General features: G+C 43.9%; 20 protein-coding genes. 8 read left to right on the top strand and 12 right to left on the bottom strand.

Features of this window, described 5'->3' with window-relative positions; genetic code table 11:
* Positions 1 to 289: 289 nt before the first annotated feature.
* From JN178_RS07550 to JN178_RS07520, 7 genes are all read left to right on the top strand, one after another.
* Positions 290 to 1,240 carry an AAA family ATPase gene (locus tag JN178_RS07550; protein ID WP_202264941.1) on the top strand — a complete coding sequence of 317 codons (951 nt, stop codon included), beginning with the start codon at positions 290 to 292 and terminating at the stop codon, positions 1,238 to 1,240.
* A 278-nt stretch (positions 1,241 to 1,518) separates the two neighbouring features.
* Complete coding sequence (locus tag JN178_RS07545) at positions 1,519 to 2,421, top strand: DUF58 domain-containing protein (RefSeq protein WP_232369719.1); 903 nt, start codon at positions 1,519 to 1,521, stop codon at positions 2,419 to 2,421.
* Positions 2,418 to 4,454, top strand: a complete 2,037-nt coding sequence (locus tag JN178_RS07540) for a transglutaminase family protein (protein ID WP_202264939.1) — start codon at positions 2,418 to 2,420, stop codon at positions 4,452 to 4,454. Before JN178_RS07545 ends, JN178_RS07540 begins: the two co-directional genes overlap by 4 nt.
* A gap of 399 nt (positions 4,455 to 4,853) precedes the next feature.
* Entirely contained in the window at positions 4,854 to 5,702 is an 849-nt protein-coding gene (locus JN178_RS07535) for a formate/nitrite transporter family protein (RefSeq protein ID WP_202264937.1), read from the top strand.
* Between the two features lie 98 nt (positions 5,703 to 5,800).
* Complete coding sequence (locus JN178_RS07530; protein WP_202264935.1) at positions 5,801 to 7,621, top strand: bifunctional protein-serine/threonine kinase/phosphatase; 1,821 nt, start codon at positions 5,801 to 5,803, stop codon at positions 7,619 to 7,621.
* 13 nt (positions 7,622 to 7,634) lie between these two features.
* Positions 7,635 to 8,084, top strand: coding sequence for a cyanase (gene cynS / locus JN178_RS07525; RefSeq protein ID WP_202264933.1), 450 nt, complete (start codon positions 7,635 to 7,637; stop codon positions 8,082 to 8,084).
* A 132-nt stretch (positions 8,085 to 8,216) separates the two neighbouring features.
* Complete coding sequence (locus tag JN178_RS07520) at positions 8,217 to 9,734, top strand: S41 family peptidase (protein ID WP_202264931.1); 1,518 nt, start codon at positions 8,217 to 8,219, stop codon at positions 9,732 to 9,734.
* A gap of 51 nt (positions 9,735 to 9,785) precedes the next feature.
* Here JN178_RS07520 and JN178_RS07515 read toward each other — a convergent pair whose 3' ends face one another.
* The 6 genes from JN178_RS07515 to JN178_RS07490 form a co-directional block, all read right to left on the bottom strand.
* Complete coding sequence (locus tag JN178_RS07515; protein WP_202264929.1) at positions 9,786 to 10,154, bottom strand: SGNH/GDSL hydrolase family protein; 369 nt, start codon at positions 10,152 to 10,154, stop codon at positions 9,786 to 9,788.
* Between the two features lie 183 nt (positions 10,155 to 10,337).
* On the bottom strand, positions 10,338 to 12,425 hold the full coding sequence (gene fusA, locus JN178_RS07510; RefSeq protein ID WP_202264927.1) for an elongation factor G: 2,088 nt from the start codon (positions 12,423 to 12,425) through the stop codon (positions 10,338 to 10,340).
* A 183-nt stretch (positions 12,426 to 12,608) separates the two neighbouring features.
* The gene (gene rlmM / locus JN178_RS07505; RefSeq protein WP_202264925.1) at positions 12,609 to 13,703 is read right to left on the bottom strand and encodes a 23S rRNA (cytidine(2498)-2'-O)-methyltransferase RlmM; all 1,095 of its coding nucleotides are present in this window, start codon (positions 13,701 to 13,703) and stop codon (positions 12,609 to 12,611) included.
* A complete protein-coding gene (locus JN178_RS07500) occupies positions 13,693 to 14,121 on the bottom strand; it encodes a DUF423 domain-containing protein (protein ID WP_232369718.1) in 429 nt (142 codons plus the stop codon). Before JN178_RS07500 ends, rlmM begins: the two co-directional genes overlap by 11 nt.
* Before the next feature lie 76 nt (positions 14,122 to 14,197).
* Positions 14,198 to 14,830 carry an alpha/beta family hydrolase gene (locus tag JN178_RS07495; RefSeq protein WP_202264923.1) on the bottom strand — a complete coding sequence of 211 codons (633 nt, stop codon included), beginning with the start codon at positions 14,828 to 14,830 and terminating at the stop codon, positions 14,198 to 14,200.
* On the bottom strand, positions 14,823 to 15,722 hold the full coding sequence (locus tag JN178_RS07490; protein WP_202264921.1) for a transcriptional regulator GcvA: 900 nt from the start codon (positions 15,720 to 15,722) through the stop codon (positions 14,823 to 14,825). Before JN178_RS07490 ends, JN178_RS07495 begins: the two co-directional genes overlap by 8 nt.
* Positions 15,723 to 15,938: 216 nt before the next feature.
* Here JN178_RS07490 and JN178_RS07485 point away from each other — a divergent pair, with 216 nt between their 5' ends.
* Positions 15,939 to 16,217 (top strand): hypothetical protein, encoded by a 279-nt coding sequence (locus JN178_RS07485; RefSeq protein WP_159625326.1) that lies wholly within the window; start codon positions 15,939 to 15,941, stop codon positions 16,215 to 16,217.
* Between the two features lie 84 nt (positions 16,218 to 16,301).
* Here JN178_RS07485 and kdsA read toward each other — a convergent pair whose 3' ends face one another.
* The 6 genes from kdsA to hemA all read right to left on the bottom strand — a co-directional run bounded on the left by kdsA (position 16,302) and on the right by hemA (position 22,626).
* Positions 16,302 to 17,156 carry a 3-deoxy-8-phosphooctulonate synthase gene (gene kdsA, locus JN178_RS07480; RefSeq protein ID WP_159625328.1) on the bottom strand — a complete coding sequence of 285 codons (855 nt, stop codon included), beginning with the start codon at positions 17,154 to 17,156 and terminating at the stop codon, positions 16,302 to 16,304.
* Between the two features lie 18 nt (positions 17,157 to 17,174).
* Positions 17,175 to 17,546: a SirB2 family protein gene (locus tag JN178_RS07475; RefSeq protein WP_202264919.1), complete on the bottom strand. Its 372-nt coding sequence runs from the start codon at positions 17,544 to 17,546 to the stop codon at positions 17,175 to 17,177.
* Positions 17,547 to 17,697: 151 nt separating this feature from the next.
* Positions 17,698 to 19,284, bottom strand: coding sequence for a response regulator (locus JN178_RS07470; protein WP_202264917.1), 1,587 nt, complete (start codon positions 19,282 to 19,284; stop codon positions 17,698 to 17,700).
* A 109-nt stretch (positions 19,285 to 19,393) separates the two neighbouring features.
* Positions 19,394 to 20,248 (bottom strand): peptide chain release factor N(5)-glutamine methyltransferase, encoded by an 855-nt coding sequence (prmC, locus tag JN178_RS07465; protein ID WP_202264915.1) that lies wholly within the window; start codon positions 20,246 to 20,248, stop codon positions 19,394 to 19,396.
* A 2-nt stretch (positions 20,249 to 20,250) separates the two neighbouring features.
* Positions 20,251 to 21,336 carry a peptide chain release factor 1 gene (gene prfA / locus JN178_RS07460; RefSeq protein ID WP_202264913.1) on the bottom strand — a complete coding sequence of 362 codons (1,086 nt, stop codon included), beginning with the start codon at positions 21,334 to 21,336 and terminating at the stop codon, positions 20,251 to 20,253.
* 15 nt (positions 21,337 to 21,351) lie between these two features.
* The gene (gene hemA, locus JN178_RS07455; RefSeq protein ID WP_202264911.1) at positions 21,352 to 22,626 is read right to left on the bottom strand and encodes a glutamyl-tRNA reductase; all 1,275 of its coding nucleotides are present in this window, start codon (positions 22,624 to 22,626) and stop codon (positions 21,352 to 21,354) included.
* Between the last annotated feature and the right edge of the window lie 8 nt (positions 22,627 to 22,634).

Raw genomic sequence — 22,634 nt, 5'->3', positions numbered from 1 at the left:
CATTATAGACAACACCGATAGACTACGCAGCACTTAATCTCTGTTGTTTTGGTGTTTTTTAATGCTAAATGATGGCATTGCGCACGCCTGATCTCCCTTTCAACCAAAAGCGCATAAAATCGAAGGTAGTGTCAGACATACCTTTGTATAGATGCAAAAAAGAAAGCCATTTACACGACTTGCTAGTATCAAGTGATATGAACCTTTTGAGATAGCTCGCATTCGACACGTTATGCGCTATATGTATGTGTAGTAATCGAACCGAGAAACAAAAACATAGTGAACAGTTATGCGGCCTGACATTTTAAAGATACAAAGTGCACTTGGCGAAAAAATCATTGGCAAACCGCACCAATTGCAACTTGCCGTTGCATGCCTGCTTGCTAATGGTCATTTATTAATTGAAGATTTACCTGGCATGGGTAAAACGACTTTGTCTCACGCACTCTCACAAGTGTTTGGCCTTCACTATTCTCGTATACAATTTACCTCTGACCTACTCCCTTCGGACATGCTAGGCGTCAACATTTTCCATAGCCACGAAAGCGACAACGATAAACAATTCAGCTTTCGTCATGGCCCTATATTTAGTCAAGTAGTGTTAGCTGACGAATTAAACAGAGCGAGCCCTAAAACTCAAAGTGCACTACTTGAGGCCATGGAAGAGCGACAAGTCAGTATCGATGGGGTAACCCATGCTTTACCCTCCCCCTTTTTTGTCATTGCCACACAAAACCCCAGCTACCAGTCTGGTACCTATCCACTTCCTGAATCACAGCTTGACCGCTTTTTTATGCGTATTTCGCTTGGCTATCCTGCGTGGGAAGCTGAAAAGGCCATGCTGCTGCAAAAGGACATGAATGCACAGCTTCCACAAATCATATCTGAGCATGCTTTGCTGGATATGCAAAACGCTGTTAGTAAAGTACACACAAGTGAAGCTGTAATTCACTATATTTTGAGTTTGGTCAGCGAGAGTAGAAACAGTGGAACTTACCCCAACCCTCTCTCGCCACGAGCCAGTCGCGCTCTTTTACAGGGTGCGCGCGCTTGGGCATTTATTAACGCAAGAGATTTTGTTACACCTGAAGACGTTCAAGCGGTATTCATCGCCATCACTGCACATCGATTGACAGCTTCAGATCCTCATCAAAGCGCCAGTACAATGCAAAACCAACATGCCACGGGTGAAGCGTTGAGCCAACAATTGCTAGACAGCGTTGACCCCCTTGCAGCTTAAGGACCGACAAACAATACCATTTCATTGATAGAGAACGTCTTGTGTTAAAAAGCACTATTTTACACTGGTTAACACAGCGTTATAGAGAACGTTGGTTGCGGTGGTTGGACACTCGGATACCAGCCAATGACACTGTGCATATGACATTGGACACCATATTCGTCCTACCTACTGGTTTTGGTTGGTCATTTATCATAATGGCATGTTGCCTATTTTTACTTGGCACCAATTATCAAAATAACCTCATGTTAATCCTGTGTTATTTAATGTTGGCCATCATGCTGTTAACACTCTTCTTCAGTCACCAAAACTTCGCAAGGCTTGCGTTCAAAGCGAAGCGTATTGACGGATTTCATTGTAATGAAACAGGCGAAGTTGTGCTGCACGTAGTCACTCATCCAACGCATAAAAACAAACGTGCCAGTGGGGTTGTAAAGCTATCGTGGTTGAGCCCAGTAAGAAAGGGGCAACAAAAACAATTCGCCTCTGACACGAAGTTAATCGAATATGCGCTAGATAATGAATATGAAAACCCTTCTCAGGTCATTGGTACCTTGCGCGTCCCTATTTCAATTCGCAGCAGAGGAAGACATAAGCTACCACGCTTGACTATTGCCTGTGACTTTCCTTTGGGGCTCTATAAATGTTGGACGCACATAGACCTCAACAAGTGGTGCATGGTTTACCCAAAACCAATAGAGGGGTGCGTCAACTTATTAGGCTTAAACGACAGTAATGAATACAACGCTACAACTCGCTCAAACACAAGCGCTGATGACTTCTACGCGTTGACAGATTACGAGCTAGGACAACCTCTTAATCGGGTAGCGTGGAAACAAGTTGCCAAGAACGGCAATTGGGTCGTGAAGCAATTTAGTACATCGGACAGTCAGATTCAGGTAATAACGATACCGCCAAGTTTTAATACGGAAGAAGCGGTTTCCATTTTAACGTGGCACGTTCTGGCATTGCATAAACAACAAGCCGTTTATGGACTATCTTATCGCGGCATAGAGATCGCACCAGATGCAGGTCAATCTCATCTTATAAAATGTTTAGAAGCACTTGCTGTTGTAGATAACAAACTGACATTTAAAAGTGATACAACGGTAAATAAGATAACCGACACCGCGCCTACAGTACCCCAAAAAGTAAAACACGCTAAAAAGGCCGCATCATGAAAAAAGTGCTAAACGCCTTTTCGTTCTCACCTACTCATAACCCCATGATACTGTTGTGTGTAGCGTATGGCGTACTACTTTTCACCCTAAAAAGTGCGTTGATGCTGTGGGTTTTAGTGCTGGGTGTATGCGCCTGTATAGTACGTATTGTTGCACTTAATCAGCCACATAGCTTACCCAAAGTACGAACCGTAAATTTGCTGGCGGTTCTTGCTGTTTTTGCGCTAGCCTGGTTTGGTCTATCAATAGGACTACTTGATAGCATGATCAATTTATTGGTCATTGCTTGTGCACTCAAGCTTATGTTGGTCGAGAAAAAAAGAGACTTTCATCTACTTATTTGTACATGTTTATTTCTTATTGGCTGCGGTTTTATTTCTGCGCTAAGTATATTAGCGTGGTTAGGATATTTGGGCATTCTAATACTATTGCTTTTAGCAACCGCCCTATACCACGGCCCAAATGTTTCGGTAAAACACAGCACTAAATTTATCATAACGTTAGTTTTGCAGGGCTTGCCAATTGCATTTTTACTGTTCTTGGTTTTACCTCAGTTGCCTCCTTTGTGGCAAATGCCTACGTCAAAGTCATCACAAACAGGCCTGTCTGAATCAGTAACGCCTGGTGATATCGCCTCTTTAGCAAAATCATCCGATCTTGCATTTACAGCAACCTTCGAATCGGCGTCAGATGTCCCTTTGATGGCTACTCGTTACTGGCGCGCCATGGTAATGGAAGACTTTGATGGGAAAACCTGGTCTATCAGCAATAAACGGCGCTTGGCGGAAAGACAACTCCATTTAATGAATAAACCTTCGCCGTTAACCCTTATGCAGACGCAAAACGGCGAAAATAATATTTCGTATGAAATGATTGTTGAGCCTACTCACCAAACGTGGCTTTTTGGTTTAGAAGTATCAGTGCCCAACAATGCACTTAACGCAGTTGAAGTACGCGAACTGTTTGACCATACCTTAAGAGCAACTGTCCCCGTGGCGAGCAAAAAAGTATTTCATTTACGTTATTTGCCAGATCAACCAGTGATAAATAGCATCGCTGGCTTTGAGCGAAACCTTAACCTCGTACTTGAAACGACGAATAACCCACGTACTCAAGCATGGGCAAAAAACCTTGTAGCGAAGTTTGAAACGCCGCAAGAAGTTGCGCAAGCCATTATGCAGCACTTCGCCAACCAATCGTTTCGTTACACCCTTGAACCTAGTGCTATGCCAGATGACCCCATTGACACTTTTTTGTTTGACGAAAAATCGGGTTTTTGCGCTCACTATGCAGGTGCAATGACCTACGCCCTCCGCGCAGCTGGCATTCCAGCACGCATGGTTACAGGTTACCACGGCGGCGAGGCACTTAATGACAACGTACTCCAAGTTCGCCAATATGACGCCCATGCGTGGGTTGAAGCTTTGGTGGGCGAACAATGGGTTCGCTTCGATCCTACCAGTATGGTGGCACCGTCTCGTTTAGCTTATGGGTTAGAACAAGCTTTACTCGATTTTGGTGAGCAGCGTGAGAAAGGGCTGCTAGGTAATTTGGGGCAGGCTGAATTATTTACCCAGATCCAAGGGTGGTTGCGGCAGTTAGACTACACGTGGAGCAAATGGATTTTGGGCTTTGATGCCAATTCACAAAGCGATATGTTAGAAAGGCTGCTCGGGGAGCTCAGTACAAAGAAAATGACCATAGTATTTTTAAGCCTAATTGGCATAATTGGCGTCATTTTACTGGTGTATTTTTTCCCTGTTACCCTTGTGCCCTCACTTGCGCCATACCAGCGCTATTACGTTAAGTCATTAGCATTAATTGAAAAGCACACCAACACCAAACGAGGCAACGATAGTCCAAGCCACTACACACAAAAAGTAGCCGCTCAGCTTAATACAACCGCAAACAGTATTATTAATGACTTACATAGGTTGTATACCCAACTGTGCTATCAAGAGCAGGCCGATGAAAAAGCGACCAGTATTAAAATGAAGCAAGGATACAAACGACTAAAGCGCTCACTCAACTAAGGTTTTCACATAGATAAAGTTCTCACATAAATAGTGCGGTACTATCCAATTTTGGTGCATTTGAACCAAACTATTTCTCATCTCTGCGCATTCAGAAGTAACATGAAAACAGAAATATTGCTGATTATTCAAAGCGATACGAAAAGTCATTTCAGACTGGCACTCTTCTCGCTTTACACTTCTTGCGATAACGTTATCGAGCGGATTAGATTTACAGTTACACAGCGATAGCGCGGTGCTTTTTGAGCTCTAAGATGCTATCGAACGTGCCATAACAATTTAAATGATTTGGACAAAGGCGTCCCCAATTCTTTTGCGAAAGAGAATTGCGGACGCCTTTTTTTGATCATTTAAACCCTTTGGCCTCTTAATTTAATTACTTAAACAAAAGGTGAACCCATGGCTTATCTATTACCTGCTGAATTTGCTACCAAGATGGTAGATGCCGGCGAAGCAAAAATATATATGTCCACTCGTGACACATTAATTCGTGCCTATATGGCAGGTGCTATATTGGCGTTGGCGGCGGTCTTTGCAGTCACTATCGCAGTGCAAACTGGAGTTTTCCTGCTAGGCGCCGTACTCTTCCCTGTTGGCTTTTGCATGCTATACCTAATGGGTTTTGACCTGTTAACCGGTGTTTTTGTGCTGACACCTTTAGCATGGCTGGCTAACAGACCAGGCGTTACGCCAAAGCAGATCTTGCGTAACTGGGGATTAGTATTTTTAGGTAATTTTGGTGGTGCGCTTACCGTTGCCTTTATGATGTCGTTTATCTTTACTATGGGATACAACGTTGATGGCGGTGCTATTGCAACAAAGGTAGCGAGCATTGGTGAAGCGAGAACTCTCGGTTACGCAGAACACGGCGCCGCAGGTTGGATCACCATTTTCATCCGCGGCATGCTGTGTAATTGGATGGTGTCTCTTGGCGTGGTCGGCGCGATGATTTCAACCCACGTAAGTGGCAAAGTGTTGGCAATGTGGATGCCAATCATGCTGTTCTTTTTCATGGGGTTCGAACACTCTGTGGTTAATATGTTCTTATTCCCCTTTGGCCTCATTATGGGTGGTGATTTCTCTATTATGGATTATTTCATCTGGAACGAAATCCCAACGGCGCTAGGTAACCTAGTAGGTGGTTTAGCCTTCACGGGTCTAACACTGTATACCACTCACGTAAAAACTTTGCCCAAACGCAAAATTCCTGTAAATAGCGCAGCTGCATCTGAAACACTGCCCATTTAACAATGCGCATGCGCGGCTTTTATGAATGATTTAATTCAACAGAAGTCGCGCAGCTTAAATCAATTGGGGTTATTGTTTTACTATGAGAGCTTAGCGATATGAATGCACCATTGAATCAACCTAGTCATTCAAGAGCATCGACGCACATTGAGCTAAGCGCATATTCTACCAAAGGAATAAAGCGCGTTAATCAAGATGCATTCAGTTACTGCATAGCAAAACCGCATAGCCATTCATCTAATTTTCGTCATGAGCGAGCCAGTTTTTTTCTCATTGCCGATGGCATAAGCAGTAGTACAGTGAGTCAAGTTGCCAGTGACTTCGCCACTTCACATTTCACCAAAATGTTCAATCTTGCCCCTGAAGTTTGGGACATTGAACAAACAGCAAAAGCACTCATTATCGAAATAAACGCATTGCTCTGGGCGAGAAACCAACAAAGTGCGTTTTGTTACACCCCTGAAAAAGGTTATGTGTGCACTTTTTCTGCTGTAGTCATTGTTGACAATACGCTTCACATTTTTCACGTTGGTGATTGTGAAGTGCAAATCGCTACATCGTTAGTTTGCAAAACCCTTACTCGAGGGCATCGACAGCCAAGCACAGAGTCGCCTGACCATAGTTATCTAGCAAACGCCCTGGGCATTTCTTCGCAGATTGCGATTGACTATAGTACGTTGACGTTATCGGAACGCAGTAGCATTGCACTAAGTAGTGATGGTGTCTTTGAATTTACAAGTATTTCAGATGCGTTAAGAGAGGCGCAAACCTTTCAATCATTGCCCGACGAATTCGCCAAGCAACATGTAAATCGCGCGCTTGATAGTGGTAGTGATGACAATGCAACGTTATTGGTAATTACCATCACTCCCAATTTTGTATCCACGCCGGACACTTTATTCGTGCCTCAAAGTGACCAAGCCTTACACCTCACTGTTGGCGATAGCGTTGACGGGCTTATAGTAAAAAGGCAGCTTTATACATCGGCTCGCAGCCACGTTTATCTGGCGACATCAGCGTCAGGTAATAAGGAAAATGAAACCTCTGGTCGCCACCAACTCGTGCTAAAAACACTTGCGACAGACTTCATTACTACTGACAAACCCACAACGTTAGACTGTACACTGCTTCCTAATATCGAAAGTTGGTTTGCCAGACGGATTGATTGCCCTCATATCATTAAGCATCCGCTGTATGTTGAACTGGGCTTTTCTAACCCTCCATCTAAGCAATATTGCTTAAGTCAGTACGTAGAAGGCCAAACGCTTGCGCAATGGATGATGGATAATGAGACGCCAAGCCTTGAACAGGTGAGAAGTATAATCGAGCAAGTTGCTACAGGCCTTCAGTCCATGCATCGACAAGGCATTGTGCACCGTGATATTCGACCAGAGAATATTATTATCAACCCAGAAGGCCATTGCACACTTATCGACCTCGGTGCAGCCTGCCTATTGCAAGCCCCGTCTCTTTATCATAGGCAAGGCATTCCTGGTACAGCACTATATGCTGCCCCCGAGTATTTTTTGGGGGAAGCGGGCTCAGTACAGTCTGATCAATATTCACTCGCGGTGCTTTGCTACGTAATGCTTTGTGGCCGCTATCCGTACAATAACAAGGTTGCCCATGGCAATACCTATGCAGCCCAATACAAATTGAAGTACCAAAGTGTGCTAGACGCAAAGCGCCCTATTCCTAATTGGGTCGATATGACACTTCGCCGCGCGTTGCACATCAACCCTACGAAACGCTTTGCTGCACTATCAGAATTTGTACATGCCCTTCGCTACCCCACCGTTAATCAACAGTCTCAACCTGTACCATTAGTAAGACGCAGCCCATTAGCGTTTTATCAGGCCCTTTCACTTGCACTTGTAATAAGCAACTTAATTACGCTTGTTCTTATTTATTCAACTTAACAGAGGAATCAACATGATTACATCTCGCACTCAAGTTACAGACATGATCCAATCGTCAAAAATTTTAAAAGGTATCTCATGGCGACAAATCGCTGAAGTTATTGGCCAATCTAAAGAGTGGAGTACCGCAGCGTGTTTAGGCCAAATGGCCATGACCAAGCAACAAGCTGAAAACGTCGGTTCACTGCTCGAACTCAGTGATGAAGCCATTGCATGGTTGCAAATTGTACCCTACAAAGGCTCACTCCCGACTGAAGTACCAACCGACCCACTTATTTACCGTTGGTATGAGTTGGTAAGCGTGTACGGTACAACACTTAAAGAACTCATCCATGAGGAATTTGGTGATGGCATTATGAGCGCCATCGACTTTTCTATGGACTTACAACGTGAAAACGATCCCAAAGGCGACAGAGTTAGCGTTGTTATGTCAGGTAAGTTTTTGCCCTACAAAATGTATTAATGGTATTTGAGATGGTCGGTAAATAACTTACCGACCACTAATGATAAACCTTCACCTTCCATTCACCTTAACCACTTTACCCTTTCTCGCATACACAGTTCGTTTTTTTAACATTACGTAAGAGAGGGATATATGAACAAGGCAATATTATCGCGACTTGGATTGTCACTATTAGCTGCATCAGTCATTGCAGGTTGCGGTTCAAGCAACGATCCAATTAACATTAATCCTACAGCATCGCTCGAAGATCCCATTTCTGAGGAATATCAGGGGAATTGGATTGCACCTGGCTATGGTCTTAGCATTGCAATAGGTAACGATTCAGCAGCAATTTATCAATATACCAGCGACTACTGTTTTGTTATGGGCATAGAAACTGAAGTTGACACCCTGTCTCTTGAGCGACTTTTGAGAAAAACGGACAGTGCAAATACGCTTGAATGGTATTCAGGTACCGGTACGGATACTTTTGGCCCTCCTGGCTATCGGTTTAATAAAGCCGACTCATTGCCGCAAGCATGTGAAACAGGCCCAATCACCATTGATGAGAATTACGAAAGTAGTTTCGATAGCGTAGAGCTATTTGCTATGTACACCCAGATCTTTGAAGAATATTACGTAGATTTCGAACGTATGGGGGTTAATTGGTCCGATGTTGTTCAAACGACAGGCGCTGAGTTAACAACAAATTCAAATAGTGAAGCGCTGTTCACGGCAATGGCCTACGCCCTTGAGCCACTGGCCGACGGCCATAACTATGTGATTTCGCCACAAGGTTTAGAGTACAAAGTTACTACCAAGCAAACTATGCTTGAACGTCTTGTTGAAGAGTTCGCCAATGACAATAGCTTAAGCTATCCCATTTCTGGCGATGACGTGACCACTGCACTATTGGAACAGCTTGAAAGCTACATTCTGAATAATTTAACACTACAGTGGCAAATAGTGACTAACTACGCACAAGACTCAAGTGATGTTAAGTCTACTGAAAACGATGCCATCCGATGGTTTCAAAACGAAGGATTAGGGTATCTTTTTATTGGCTCTATGCACGGATTTGCTGAAAGTACCGATGACGAGCTCACCTTTAATCGCAATACACTTGCAGCTGTAGATGCGGCGTTAGATGAAGCCCTAACCGATCTCAAAGATGTTGAAGGTCTAATCATTGATGTGAGAACCAATGACGGTGGATTCGATTATGTTAGCATGGCTATCGCCAGTCGTTTTGCTCAAGAAGAGTTTCACGCGTTTAGCAAACAAGCTCGTGATGGCAATAATAGGACTGAACTATTGGACATCATTATAGCGCCCCGCTCAGAGATTAATTACCTTGGACCTATTGTTGTTTTAACAAGTGCTAGTACGGTATCGGCAGCAGAAACGTTTACGATGATTATGGACGAAATGCCAAACGTTACACTTATTGGTGAAGCGACACATGGTGCATTTTCAAACGTATTGGAGTGGACGCTTCCCAACGGTTTCAATATCGGTATGTCAAATGAGTTTTACCTTACACCAAACGGCGTATGGTATGAGGGAGAAGGCATTCCGGTTGATATCGAGGTCCCATTCTTTACGCGTGAACAGCGCGAACAAGGAGTTGATTTAGGTATCGAAGCTGCCGCGGCTTATCTACTAAACTAAGTAGTGTTTACACTTTCGCCGCTTTGTGTGCTAACTGCACAAAGTGGCGCTTTAACTCCAACGCTTAATTGCATCTAGTGAATCATAAGGTAAGGAGTTAAATGCAATTTTTGCTTTAGGTGCATTGGCATGAACAATATTTATTACCTGTTCAAACAAAAGGAAATGGTCTGGGTCCGTTCTTACACCTGCGCCAATTAAAACGATATCCGGCTTTTCCTTTGCTAATGCCTCTTCCACCTGCTGCGCAGCGGTCTCCCCTTGGTCGGTTAAGCACCACAATGAATCATAGCCATTATTGTTTAATTCGCTTACCACTTGTTCGAAAGCCGCATCGAGTTTTTCCTTCGATAACTGAGGCCATTTTTCATAGTTTACGCTGTCTGACCGCAGTCCGATTAACAAAACCTTTTTAGACATCGATTTATTCCCTCTGTGTTTCTTCTATCGATACTCTTTCATTGTAGACTAAAACGATAAACATCTGAGCATTTACTCTTAGTGGCACAGCGTATTGTTTTGACAGGCACAAAAAAGCCGGTCATTAAGACCGGCTTTTAAATTTCGAAGCTGTTAGTTAACTAACAGTCACGCAAGCGTCAATTACTTAGCTGCTTTACGTGCTTTTGCTTCTTCAATTACTTTGTCAGCTACGTTCTGAGGACATGCTGAGTAGTGGCTGAATTCCATAGAGAACTGACCACGACCAGATGTAATAGTACGTAGGTGACCGATGTAACCAAACATCTCAGATAGAGGTACGTCAGCCTTGATGCGAACGCCAGTAGCGCCAGCTTCTTGGTCTTTGATCATACCACGACGACGGTTAAGGTCACCGATTACGTCACCAACGTTGTCTTCTGGGCTGAATACGTCAACTTTCATCACAGGCTCAAGAATCTGAGGACCTGCTTTTGGCATTGACTGACGGAATGCACCTTTCGCTGCAATTTCGAACGCGATTGCTGATGAGTCAACTGCGTGGAAACCACCGTCGAATAGTTCAACTTCAACGTCTAGTACTGGGTAACCAGCAAGAGGACCTACTTCCATCATACCTGCGAAACCTTTTTCGATTGCAGGGAAGAATTCTTTAGGTACGTTACCGCCCACAACAGTAGATGTGAACTTGAAGCCAGAGTTAGTTTCGCCCGGACGGATGCGGTAATCAATCTTACCGAACTGACCAGAACCACCAGACTGCTTCTTGTGCGTGTAGCTGTCTTCAACCGCTTGCGTGATAGTTTCACGGTACGCAACCTGAGGCTGACCAACTTCTAGCTCAACGCCGTATGTACGCTTCAAGATATCAACTTTGATGTCTAGGTGAAGCTCACCCATACCTTTAAGGATGGTTTCGCCTGAATCTTCGTCAGTTTCAACTTGGAAAGATGGATCTTCTGCTACTAGTTTACCGATAGCGATAGACATCTTTTCGTTAGCGCCTTTATCTTTTGGCTTAACAGCAATCGAGATTACTGGCTCAGGGAAGATCATTGGCTCTAGTGTACAAGGGTGCTTAGGATCACATAGCGTGTGACCTGTTTGAACGTTCTTCATACCAACAACAGCTAGGATATCACCCGCTTGTGCTGAAGTAAGTTCAGTACGTTCGTCAGCGTGCATCTCAACCATACGGCCGATACGCTCAGTCTTACCAGTTGCACTGTTAAGAATAGTGTCGCCTTTGTTAAGTTTACCAGAGTAAATACGGATAAACGTAAGGGCACCGAAACGGTCGTCCATGATTTTGAACGCAAGCGCACGGAACGGCTCGTCAACAGATACTGTTGCAACTTCACCTGTAGGCTCACCAGTTTCTTCGTCAGTTAGATCTTGTGGATCAACTTCTGTAGGAGAAGGTAGGAAGTCTACAACTGCGTCAAGAACTAGCTGAATACCTTTGTTCTTAAATGCAGAACCACAGTATGTTGGGAAGAACGCTAGGTCACGAGTACCTTTACGGATACAACGCTTGATGTCTTCTAGAGACGGCTCTTCACCATCCATGTAAGCCATCATTAGGTCGTCGTCTTGCTCAACAGCAGTTTCGATTAGTTGCTCACGGTACTCGTTAGCCTTTTCAACCATATCTGCTGGAATATCTACAACTTCGTAGTTCTCAGGAAGACCTGAATCGTCCCAGATGTACGCTTTCATGTCTAGAAGGTTAACAACACCTTTGAAGTCGTCTTCGATACCGATTGGAAGTGTCATTACTAGTGGGTTAGCAGCAAGTACTTTCTTAACTTGGCCAACAACACGGTAGAAGTCTGCACCCATGCGGTCTAGTTTGTTTACGAAGATTACACGTGCAACTTCTGATTCGTTAGCATAACGCCAGTTAGTTTCTGACTGAGGTTCAACACCGCCAGAACCACAGAATACACCGATACCGCCGTCTAGTACTTTAAGTGAACGATATACTTCAACTGTAAAGTCAACGTGTCCCGGAGTATCGATGATGTTCATGCGGTGATCTTTCCAGAAACAGGTAGTAGCCGCTGACTGGATAGTAATACCACGTTCAGCTTCCTGCTCCATGAAGTCAGTAGTTGATTCACCATCGTGAACCTCACCAGTTTTATGGATTTTACCAGTAAGCTTCAAGATACGTTCTGTTGTGGTAGTTTTACCCGCGTCTACGTGGGCGAAAATACCAATGTTTCTGTATAAAGATAAGTCTGACATTAGTTCACTTTCATTGGTTCAGAGTAAAAAAACGGCCGGATTATAAAGGATTTTTGTACCAGATTTACACCTTTTTTAGCATAAACCTCAAATTCGTTTGCTAAAATCCGCACCACCATCAATTCTTTTCTATAAGTATCAACAACTTAAAAGCTTATGACACTTTTTTGAAAAATAACAAAATCACACCTCATCTTTTGAAGTGCGAACAATTGTTACTGTAACTTCATCTCTGTCGTGGTAGAGATGCCTCACCTTTACCGCAAATGCATCTTCTAACGCATTTAAACGGCTTTTTAGCAACGTCATGGCTTCAATCACAGTTTCATAACGCTGTTTCATAGGTAGCTTCAAGTTGAAAATCGCGTGCGTTGCCCAGTGTTTAACCAGCCAGTCACCCATCAACTTTGCTACCCTATCGGGTTGCTCTATCATATCACATACAAGTAAATCTACACGACCAAATTGTGGCCGATATGTAAATCCGTCTGCTGCATGATGCTCAACTAACCCTGTACTCATTAAACTGTCTGCCACAAGACCATTATCGATAGCCTCTACGTACATTCCACGCTTAACGAGTTGATAGGTCCACCCGCCCGGGCACGCCCCTAAGTCAACCGCACGTCCGCCCGTTCGAAGCACTTGTTCCTGCTGTTTTGCGCTTAGCATATTCACTAATGCGTCTTCGAGTTTAAGGGTAGACCGACTTGGCGCATCACTTGGAAATTTTAGACGACAAATTCCCAGATGATCAGTACTGCCATAATCGGGCAATGTATAGCCAATATGGCAAATTTCAAATGATTCAAAGAAAATATGTAGTTTGGGCTTTCCTGCGTTTTCCTTTGCAGTGAGCCAATTGGCTTTTCGAAGCGCTTGTCGCAAAGGAACCGTAAACTTTCTACAAAACTTTGCTAGGGTCTTCCCTTCTTCGGTATCAGGATATTCAACATCGACTGCGCCAAATATTGCAAACGGCTTTTCTATGTCGCTCAGCGCATCTAATACCTGCCCTACTCTATCCTCTTTTTCGATGTCCACCATGTTTGCAAACACCGCAACAAGTTGTCGGGGAAAAATACTCTCACTAACCGCGAACTGACTCACTGTGTCCTCTAGCTGAGCAGCATCGTATAAATGATAGTGAACAAAGCCATTATTTTTCTTCGATACTGGGTAACCATAGCACCCTGCTTCACCATAACGCGTTGTTAATTCGTTGGCGGTGTCACTCTCATAACCCGGCCTACAATACGCTAAAATACTAGTTGTCATTACTTACCTTAATGGCGCGCTGGCCACGTACTAGAGTGAAAGCAAGCACTGCCCACCCCATAATGAAGAGTAGGCCGCCCAAAGGTGTTACCGGCCCAAACCATTTTATGCCAGTGAGGGCCAATGCATATAAACTTCCCGAAAACAAAACGCCGCCCACCACGAAACACATCGCTGCGCGATTAAGCCATTTAACTTCTGCATAATTGGATAAAGCTGGCAGTACTAGGATAGCAAGGCCATGATACATTTGGTAACGAACGCCAATCTCAAAAGTATTTAGCATCTGAGCAGATAAAAAGCTTTTTAGTCCGTGAGCCCCAAATGCGCCAAGCATAACACTTGTTCCGGCAAATATAGCACCAGCTGCAAGCAGCATGGGAGCCATGGACGATGTATTGTAATTTGTTGAACTCATTTGACACTCTTTTAGCGCTAAACGCTAACGTTTACTCGGTAAAGAATAATGTTGTAAGGCGATGACAGCGTTAATGTTAAATCGTATTTTTGATAAAGGCTTCTATCAGCGTTGAAGCACGCTCAATGTGTTCTTGATGTGTTTTTCCACTGGCCTTTCGCGGTTTTAGACTATGGTCACCGTCTACAAGAAACTCACATTGAATCGAAGATGAAAGCGTATACGCTTCTACTTCGTTTTGTGTACCAAATGTGTCGCGCTCTCCTTGCACAATCAGTATGGGTTTCGCGGTTGTTTCGAGGTGCTCTGTTCTTGTCTTTTCCGGTTTTCCTGGCGGATGAAAAGGGTAACCAAGAATTGCCGCACCTTTTACGCTTTCAATGTCGTCTACCAACATTGTGGCCATTCGCCCACCCATCGACTTCCCACCAATAAAAGTAGGCAGTGATTGACGCGTTTGAGAAACGTGATCAATAACGTCTGAAAAATGCGCGAGCAGCTTTTCAGCTTTATCCGGCGGGCGACGCTTTCCTGTCTCTTTAATAACTTGCATATAGGGGAAGTTAAACAAAACAACCTCGATACTATGTGCATTTAACGCTTGTGTCACTGCCTGCATAAACTCATGCTCTTTGCCCGCACCTGCACCATGAGCCAGTATAAGCCTAGCCGCTGGGTTGGTGGCACTGTGCACTTCAATATCAAACATCGTCTTGCTCTTCCTCGACTAACGCTAAAATCCAATCTCTAAAGGCGGCAATTTTGCCTAACTCTGCTTGTGATTCCTCGCACACTAAATAGAAAGCATCCCGACTTTCTACACGCTCTTCAAATGGCATCACGAGTCGCCCTGCTTCAATCTCAGGACGCGCAAGCACAGTATTGCCCAAGGCAATACCCTGCCCCAGTGCAGCAGCTTGAAGCACTAACATTGAGTGACTAAATACCGGCCCCTGATTTACATTCACGCCCACAACACCAACCGTTTTAAGCCAGTTTTTCCACGCTGCCCGACTGAGATCGTGAAGCAATACATGATGACGCAAATCAGATAAATCATTTAGCGGTTTAGGTCCTTGGAACAACAATGGCGAGCACAAAGGCGTAAGAAACTCTCGATGTAATTGGTCGGCTTGTAACCCCGCCCATCGCCCTTTTCCGTAATAAATAGCAACGTCCACGTCGTCTTCTAAAAAGCCTTCGTCAAAATCCACCGCTTTGATTCGAACATCGATATCTGGGTGCGCAAGACTAAATTTATGAATACGGGGTACCAGCCATTGGCTTGCAAAACTCGGTGGCATCGCCACGGTAATTGCGCCTTTGCTCCCCTTTGCTAATAACCGCTCTGTCGCTTCTTGGAGATGCTTAAATATATCTTTAAGCTCCAAAAAATACGCCTGTCCTTCTTCAGTCAGCAGCAAAGTTCGATTTCGACGAAGAAACAACTTCATCGATAAAAAATCTTCTAACGCTTTTATCTGGTGACTCACCGCAGCTTGAGTCACAAAAAGCTCATCGGCGGCTTTTGTAAAACTCAAGTGTCTCGCTGCTGCCTCAAAGGCTTTGAGCGCATTTAAGGGGGGTAAACGTCGATGCATATAAACTTTTCAACCCAGTGTGACCAAAGCATGACAAAAGCATTAGTTTTTCTAATGACCACCCATACTTTAACTCGTTTTATTTTTAACCCAATACTGACTACTATTTACCCGAAATTTAAAAAGAACTTTGAATTTCAGCGTTTTATACAGCTTACTTGTTAATCATTTTAACAAAAAGCAACATATTTTTAATTATTTTTATTAGGTGTGAAAATGAAAAAACTACTACTAGCTAGCGTGTCTGTAATGGCATTCGCAAGTGCCGCTGCAAATGCTAACGCACAACCAGAAAAGATCAATCTTCAATCATTAATTAACACTGCAATGACCAGCGTTAAAATGGCAGATGTACTGCCTGAAAATGACGCACACATTCTTGTTAGAAAGCAGTCAAAAGCAATTTTGGCAGAAGCTGTGCAGATAAAACTGCATGAAAATCTAATTGCTATGAGCAAACGTGAAGAGCGCGTGACCGTCGCAGAAAGCGAATAAGCCACTCTCACACCTGATACGCATGCCGGTGCACGCACCGGCATACGCCATCAACCTTACAAGATAACTAACGTCACTTATCGCTTAGGTATTACTGGTATCTAACGCATCAAAGCCTTTTACAAGTTCATCTAACGCTTTCATTTGCTGTAAATAAGGCTCTAGCTTAGCCAACGGCAATGCACACGGTCCATCGCATTTTGCCTCGTCTGGATTAGGATGTGCTTCAATGAACAAACCTGCAAGGCCAAGTGCCATGCCACTTCTAGCTAATTGCGCAGCCTGTGCTCGACGGCCGTCAGCTGATGTTGCACGCCCACCAGGCATTTGTAATGCGTGAGTTGCATCAAATATAACTGGCGCATATTCCTTCATCGCGTCCATACCCAGCATGTCTACCACAAGGTTGTTATATCCAAAGCAACTGCCGCGCTCGCATAAAATAACATTGTCGTTACCCGCCTCGCTTAGCTTGCCCATTATATGTCGCATCTCATGAGGGGCTAAAAACTGAGGCTTCTTAACATTAATTACATTACCGGTTTTCGCCATAGCAACCACCAAATCTGTTTGACGTGCTAAGAAAGCCGGAAGCTGAATAACGTCTACCACTTCTGCCACTGGGGCTGCTTGATGGGGCTCATGAACGTCAGTAATTAACGGGACGTTAAACGTCGACTTAATTTCTTCGAAAATGCGCAAGCCTTCTTCCATTCCTGGTCCGCGATAAGACGTTACCGAAGAACGATTCGCTTTGTCGAAAGACGCTTTAAATACATAAGGAATATTCAGCTTTTGCGTAACTTCAACATAATGTTCTGCAATACGCATTGCTAAGTCTCTCGACTCTAAAACGTTCATTCCGCCAAACAATACAAAAGGAAGATGGTTAGCGACTTCAACGTCACCAACGCGAATAATCTGTTGAGATTCAGACATGTTTATATCCAATATTAACTAAAAGAGGGGTTGCTTGGTGACTGCCACCATCGCTGTCGCCATAAGCACAGCTAACGCAGCAACAAAAAAGCACCAACGTGCGACAGAGGTCTTGGCTTTCTTTAGCGCAAATAGGCCGAACACAATATAAAGCACAACGCCTATGACTTTGAATGTTAGCCATGCATTAACCAAGGGGTATTGAGATAGAATAACACAAAGCCAAATTGCACTTGCAAGTAATACTGTATCGATAATGTGGGGCAGAATTTTTACCCATTTTTTGGTGAGCGCATTTGCATCAAACTGAAACCAAATAAATCTAAAAACGAAAAAAAGGATACTTAGTGCAACAGCCGTCAAATGAAGATGTTTTGCCATCATGTACATGGTCAATGTCTCGCTTATTGTTGTTATGGTTGTAAAAAAATACAGGTGCAAAAGCACCTGTAATTATCGTTGATTTAATTCGAAAAGTGTTACGCTTTTATGTGATATTCAAACTAAATGCCCAAATATCAATCACGACAGCTTCGCTGAATTATTTTGTGTCATCAGGGTATTGCGCCTGAATCGCTAAAAATGCAGGTAAGTCGCTTAAAAGCAAAGACACTAACTCAGGGTCGAAATGCTTCCCACTTTCTTCGCGGATCACCGCTTCCACTTTATCGATAGTCCATGCTGGCTTGTACGGACGTTCGTTAATCAATGCATCAAACACGTCTACAAGCGTTGCTATGCGGCTTTCGATTTGAATGCCATCTTGCGCTTTACCATCAGGATAACCGCGCCCATCCCAGCGCTCATGATGCTCTTTGGCCAATGTTGCAGCTAACTGAATAGTGGGTCGACTTGAATTCTTCAGTATTTGGTAACCGAACTCGGCGTGTTTTCGAATTTCAAAAATCTCATCTTCAGTGAGAGGCGTAGATTTGTGCAAAATCGATTTTGGCACAAAAGAGGTACCGATATCATGAAGAGGAATGGCGAGTTTAAGCGCGTTAACATCTTTTTCTTTTAGCCCTGCTTTTTGCGCAAGCAGTACTGACATCTCAATCATGCGTTTAATGTGATTTGATGACTCGTTTTCGTGCTCAAGCACCTTACCAAGTCGCTCAATAATTTCACGCTGAGTTGCTTCGACATCTACCGTTTTAAGTACATTATCAAACGCGAGTTGTACACTATCAGAAAAACGCTTTACGAGGTGTCTATCGCTCTCGCCGATTCTTCTAGGTAAACCAGAAAGATATAACAACGCCCCTTTATGTGACTTGCTATTACAATAGGCTACGACATGGTCTTCAGCGTAAACTATTTGTTTTTCGCGCATAGCTTTGGCGCACAAAGCGTATTCTTGGGGGCTGATTGCCTCTTTTAGCGCTACACCTTCCTTACTTGCATACTCGCCGTTGCCAGCAAAAACATAGAGCTCGTCTTTACCCATTGAGGATTTGACATTGCTTGGTGAATTAACCGTGTTTAACGTACGTGACGTTGTCGCTACCGCTGTCGTAATGTAGGCTGCATCTTTAGAGCACCCTAATATTGAGGCTAGCTGCTGGATTATGCCCTGCATAAATTTTTCAAGGGAACGAGAGGAAAACAAGTCAACCGAGGCGTCAATTATCTTTTCTAAGCCACGTCGGTTTTCTTCGATAACGATAATGTCTCTGTAGGAACGTAGCGCAGCGATGATAACGGTAAACAGTTTTTGAGCCGTTAATTCAGTTTTTGATTTATAGTCGTTTATATCGTAATTGATAATAACGTCTTTCTCTGGGGCTTGACCGGGTTGCCCTGTGCGCAGAATAATGCGGGTGAAGTGGTTATCGAGTTCGTTGCGAATATACTCGGCCACTTTTAACCCAGCGTCATCCGTTTCCATTACGACATCAAGTAAAACTACTGCAATATCGTCGTGGTCTCTAAAGCAATTTTTGGCTTCCTCACCGCTGTAAGCACTGACAAATTCAAGGGTTTTACCATTTAAGCTAAAGTCGTTCAGTGCAAGTTTGGTAACGGCATGTACTTCAGGTTCATCGTCAACAATAAGTACTTTCCAACTACCCAGATCGTCATATTCATTTTCGTCATCGTCTTCTGCGAATAGAAAGTCGTCATTCATCTGGTACATCCTGTAAGGTAAAAGATTGTTAAGCTTTACACTTTTTATTTTTATAGTGCGTCACAAAGATACTAATGCAAAACAGAATATAAGCAAACTTGCACGTTTTTCAACCACTAATTACACCAAATGTCACTCTGTCGTTTCCTCCGTAATCTTTAACCGATTTAACATCGCTAAATCCAGCTTCAAGCAGCAATGCTTGTATACGAGAAGCTTGATCAAACCCGTGTTCAAAGGCCAATAGTCCCTGTGCCTTTAAGTAATGAGGTGCATGTTTGATGATATGCTTGATATCGTCTAAACCGTCTTGACCTGCAATAAGGGCTGACTTAGGTTCAAAACGCACATCACCTTGAGCTAAATAAGGGCTTGTATCTTCGATATAGGGTGGGTTTGACACAATAACGTCAAACCTCAGATCGCCAAGGTCGCTAAACCAGTCGCTTTGTTTGAAGGTCGCATTTGAAATGGCATTTAACTTGGCATTCGACGTGGCCAAAGTCACCGCTTCTAAAAGAAAGTCGACACCAAAAACTTTGCTATCTTTGAGCTCTGAAGCGACAGCCAACGCAATTGCGCCGGTCCCCGTGCCAAGGTCACAAATATCAAGTGGAATGTCGGGCGCGGTCTTTAGGCGTTGATGAGCCCAATGCAGTACTTGCTCTACCAGTATTTCGGTATCAGGGCGAGGTATTAACGTGTGCGGTGACGTTTTAAGCGAAAGCGTCCAAAAGTCTCGCTGCCCAATAATGTAAGCGACAGGCTCACCTGATTGCCTTCTTTTCACTGCAACCTCGTACTGCGATTGCTCAATCGGGCTTATTGTTTTATCCGGCCAAGTGAATAAGTAGGTTTGTGTTTTATTTAACACATGAGCCAATAATACTTTGGCATCAACCGAGGGCGATTCACCGCCCTCGAGTTGTTTTATTGCCCAATTGAGGGCGGTGTCAATTCGCATCGTTATTCGTCAGAAAGCGACGCCAATAAGTCAGCTTGGTGCTCTTGTAATATAGGGTCAATTAGCTGCTTTAAATCACCCTCTACAACTTCATCAAGTCGATAGATTGTCAGGTTGATACGGTGATCTGTAACGCGACCTTGCGGGAAGTTGTATGTGCGAATGCGCTCTGAGCGATCGCCACTACCCACCAAGCTTTTGCGGGTGGAGGCCTCTTCAGCGGCACGTTTTTCTTCTTCAATCTGATTCAAACGCGCTTGCAATACAGACATCGCTTTCGCTCTGTTTTTATGCTGTGAACGCTCGTCCTGACATTCAACCACTAAGCCTGATGGCAAGTGGGTTATACGAATAGCAGAATCAGTTTTGTTTACGTGCTGACCACCCGCACCTGATGCGCGGAACGTATCAATTCGAAGTTCAGCTGGATTAATCTCAATGGCTTCTGACTCAGGAATTTCCGGTAATACCGCAACAGTACATGCAGAAGTGTGGATACGTCCTTGCGATTCCGTTTCAGGCACTCGCTGAACGCGGTGACCGCCTGACTCGAATTTCATAACGCCATAAACCCCGTCACCGCTAATATTAGCAATAACTTCTTTATAACCACCATGTTCGCCTTCATTGGCATTGACCAATTCAACACGCCAGCCTCTGCTCTCTGCATAACGACTGTACATACGGAATAAGTCGCCAGCAAAAATGGCAGCTTCATCACCACCAGCGCCTGCTCGAATCTCTAAGAAACAGTTATTGTCGTCGTTAGGATCTTTAGGCAGTAACAGCACTTGAAGCTCTGTTTCTAAGCGTTCAATATCCGCTTTCGCTTCTTTCATCTCTTCTTGCGCCATTTCACGCATTTCTACATCATCTTCGTTTAGCATTTCTAATGCAGACGCAAGATTTTCTTGGGCTTGCTGATAGGCATTAAAGCCAGCAACGACGTCTTCAAGCTGGCTAAACTCTTTTGATAGATTGCGAAACTTCTCTTGATCGCCGATAACATCAGGGTCACCTAACAGGGCCTGAACTTCTTCGAAACGCTCAACAAGATGCTCGAGCTTCCTAACTACCGACTCTTTCATATGCTTCTTATTACCTTATTTATTCTCTTCTGACGTATAGTCAGACAATGCTAATGCTTGCCCTAGCCAACGACTTAACGCTGGATCATCGTGCATGGCGGCTTCGCGTAACGCCAATGTGGTAGGATGCAATAGCGCATTGGTTAACTTATACGCCATTTCTTCTAATACCGCTTCAGCTTCTTTTCCTTCTGCCAATTGTGCTTTGGCTTTTTCAACAATATCGTCACGCTGCGCCATGCCTTTTTGGCGATACTGTCTCACTAAATCGATTGATTGCTGCGACTGTTTCCATGTCATGTAGTCGCCAGCTTGCTTATCTATAAGCTTTTCAGCTTCGATTGCTGCCTGTTCTCGGTTTTCTAAATTCTTTTGAACAATATGCTGTAAATCGTCAACGGTATAAAGGTAAGCATCACCTAAGTCATTGACTTCTGACTCTATATCTCTTGGAACTGCGAGGTCTACAAGAAACATGGGCATGTTCTTTCGCTGCTTTAAAGCTTTTTCGACCATGCCTTTACCTATTAAAGGTAGTTGACTGGCCGTAGAACTGATCACTATATCGAAATCTTTTAGGTGTTCTGGCACCTGGGAAAGTGTATAAACACTTGCTCCGAGGGTTTCAGCCAATGCTTCGGCGCGCGCTACAGTTCTATTCGCAACCGCTATCTTGCTTACACCCTGCTCTTTTAAATGCTGCGCGACCAATTCAATCGTCTCGCCGGCCCCTACTAGCAGCACTGAGCGCTTGGGTAACTCGGCGAATATATGCTTGGCCAGCTGAACAGCTGCATAGGCAACACTTACTGCGTTAGCACCTATATCGGTTTCGCTTCTCACGCGTTTTGCAACAGAGAATGTATGTTGAAATAACTTATCAAACTCGCTGTTGATCATTCCTGAGTGTTTTGCGTCACCAAAAGCTTGTTTTACTTGTCCAAGAATTTGCGGCTCACCCAGTATTAGTGAATCTAAGCCGCTTGCCACACGCATGATATGCTTTACCGCTTCATCCTGCGTTAACACATAACTGTTGTTTGAAATTTCCTGTACATTTAAATGATGAAAATCACTGAGCCATTGCAGCAGTTTCTGGCCACTTTCATCTTGGGTATTCACATACAGTTCTGTGCGATTACACGTAGACACAATCACTGACTCGTCTACACCTTCAAGCTTTTTTAAGCTCGCAAGTGCTTCCACCAATGAGTCAGGTGTAAAGGCCACTTTTTCACGTAATGCGACTGGGGCTGTTTTGTGGTTAATACCGAGGGCGAGTAAAGTCATTAAAATCT

This window comes from Alteromonas sp. KC3 (assembly GCF_016756315.1).
In the GTDB taxonomy this organism is placed as follows: domain Bacteria; phylum Pseudomonadota; class Gammaproteobacteria; order Enterobacterales; family Alteromonadaceae; genus Alteromonas.
This window is presented reverse-complemented; position numbering and strand designations above follow the sequence as displayed.

Coding starts and splice junctions, on each gene's coding strand:
- JN178_RS07550 (WP_202264941.1), top strand. CDS start 290: ATGCGGCCTGACATTTTAAAGATACAAAGTGCACTTGGCGAAAAAATC.
- JN178_RS07545 (WP_232369719.1), top strand. CDS start 1,519: ATGCTGTTAACACTCTTCTTCAGTCACCAAAACTTCGCAAGGCTTGCG.
- JN178_RS07540 (WP_202264939.1), top strand. CDS start 2,418: ATGAAAAAAGTGCTAAACGCCTTTTCGTTCTCACCTACTCATAACCCC.
- JN178_RS07535 (WP_202264937.1), top strand. CDS start 4,854: ATGGCTTATCTATTACCTGCTGAATTTGCTACCAAGATGGTAGATGCC.
- JN178_RS07530 (WP_202264935.1), top strand. CDS start 5,801: ATGAATGCACCATTGAATCAACCTAGTCATTCAAGAGCATCGACGCAC.
- cynS (WP_202264933.1), top strand. CDS start 7,635: ATGATTACATCTCGCACTCAAGTTACAGACATGATCCAATCGTCAAAA.
- JN178_RS07520 (WP_202264931.1), top strand. CDS start 8,217: ATGAACAAGGCAATATTATCGCGACTTGGATTGTCACTATTAGCTGCA.
- JN178_RS07515 (WP_202264929.1), bottom strand. CDS start 10,154: ATGTCTAAAAAGGTTTTGTTAATCGGACTGCGGTCAGACAGCGTAAAC.
- fusA (WP_202264927.1), bottom strand. CDS start 12,425: ATGTCAGACTTATCTTTATACAGAAACATTGGTATTTTCGCCCACGTA.
- rlmM (WP_202264925.1), bottom strand. CDS start 13,703: ATGACAACTAGTATTTTAGCGTATTGTAGGCCGGGTTATGAGAGTGAC.
- JN178_RS07500 (WP_232369718.1), bottom strand. CDS start 14,121: ATGAGTTCAACAAATTACAATACATCGTCCATGGCTCCCATGCTGCTT.
- JN178_RS07495 (WP_202264923.1), bottom strand. CDS start 14,830: ATGTTTGATATTGAAGTGCACAGTGCCACCAACCCAGCGGCTAGGCTT.
- JN178_RS07490 (WP_202264921.1), bottom strand. CDS start 15,722: ATGCATCGACGTTTACCCCCCTTAAATGCGCTCAAAGCCTTTGAGGCA.
- JN178_RS07485 (WP_159625326.1), top strand. CDS start 15,939: ATGAAAAAACTACTACTAGCTAGCGTGTCTGTAATGGCATTCGCAAGT.
- kdsA (WP_159625328.1), bottom strand. CDS start 17,156: ATGTCTGAATCTCAACAGATTATTCGCGTTGGTGACGTTGAAGTCGCT.
- JN178_RS07475 (WP_202264919.1), bottom strand. CDS start 17,546: ATGTACATGATGGCAAAACATCTTCATTTGACGGCTGTTGCACTAAGT.
- JN178_RS07470 (WP_202264917.1), bottom strand. CDS start 19,284: ATGAATGACGACTTTCTATTCGCAGAAGACGATGACGAAAATGAATAT.
- prmC (WP_202264915.1), bottom strand. CDS start 20,248: ATGCGAATTGACACCGCCCTCAATTGGGCAATAAAACAACTCGAGGGC.
- prfA (WP_202264913.1), bottom strand. CDS start 21,336: ATGAAAGAGTCGGTAGTTAGGAAGCTCGAGCATCTTGTTGAGCGTTTC.
- hemA (WP_202264911.1), bottom strand. CDS start 22,626: ATGACTTTACTCGCCCTCGGTATTAACCACAAAACAGCCCCAGTCGCA.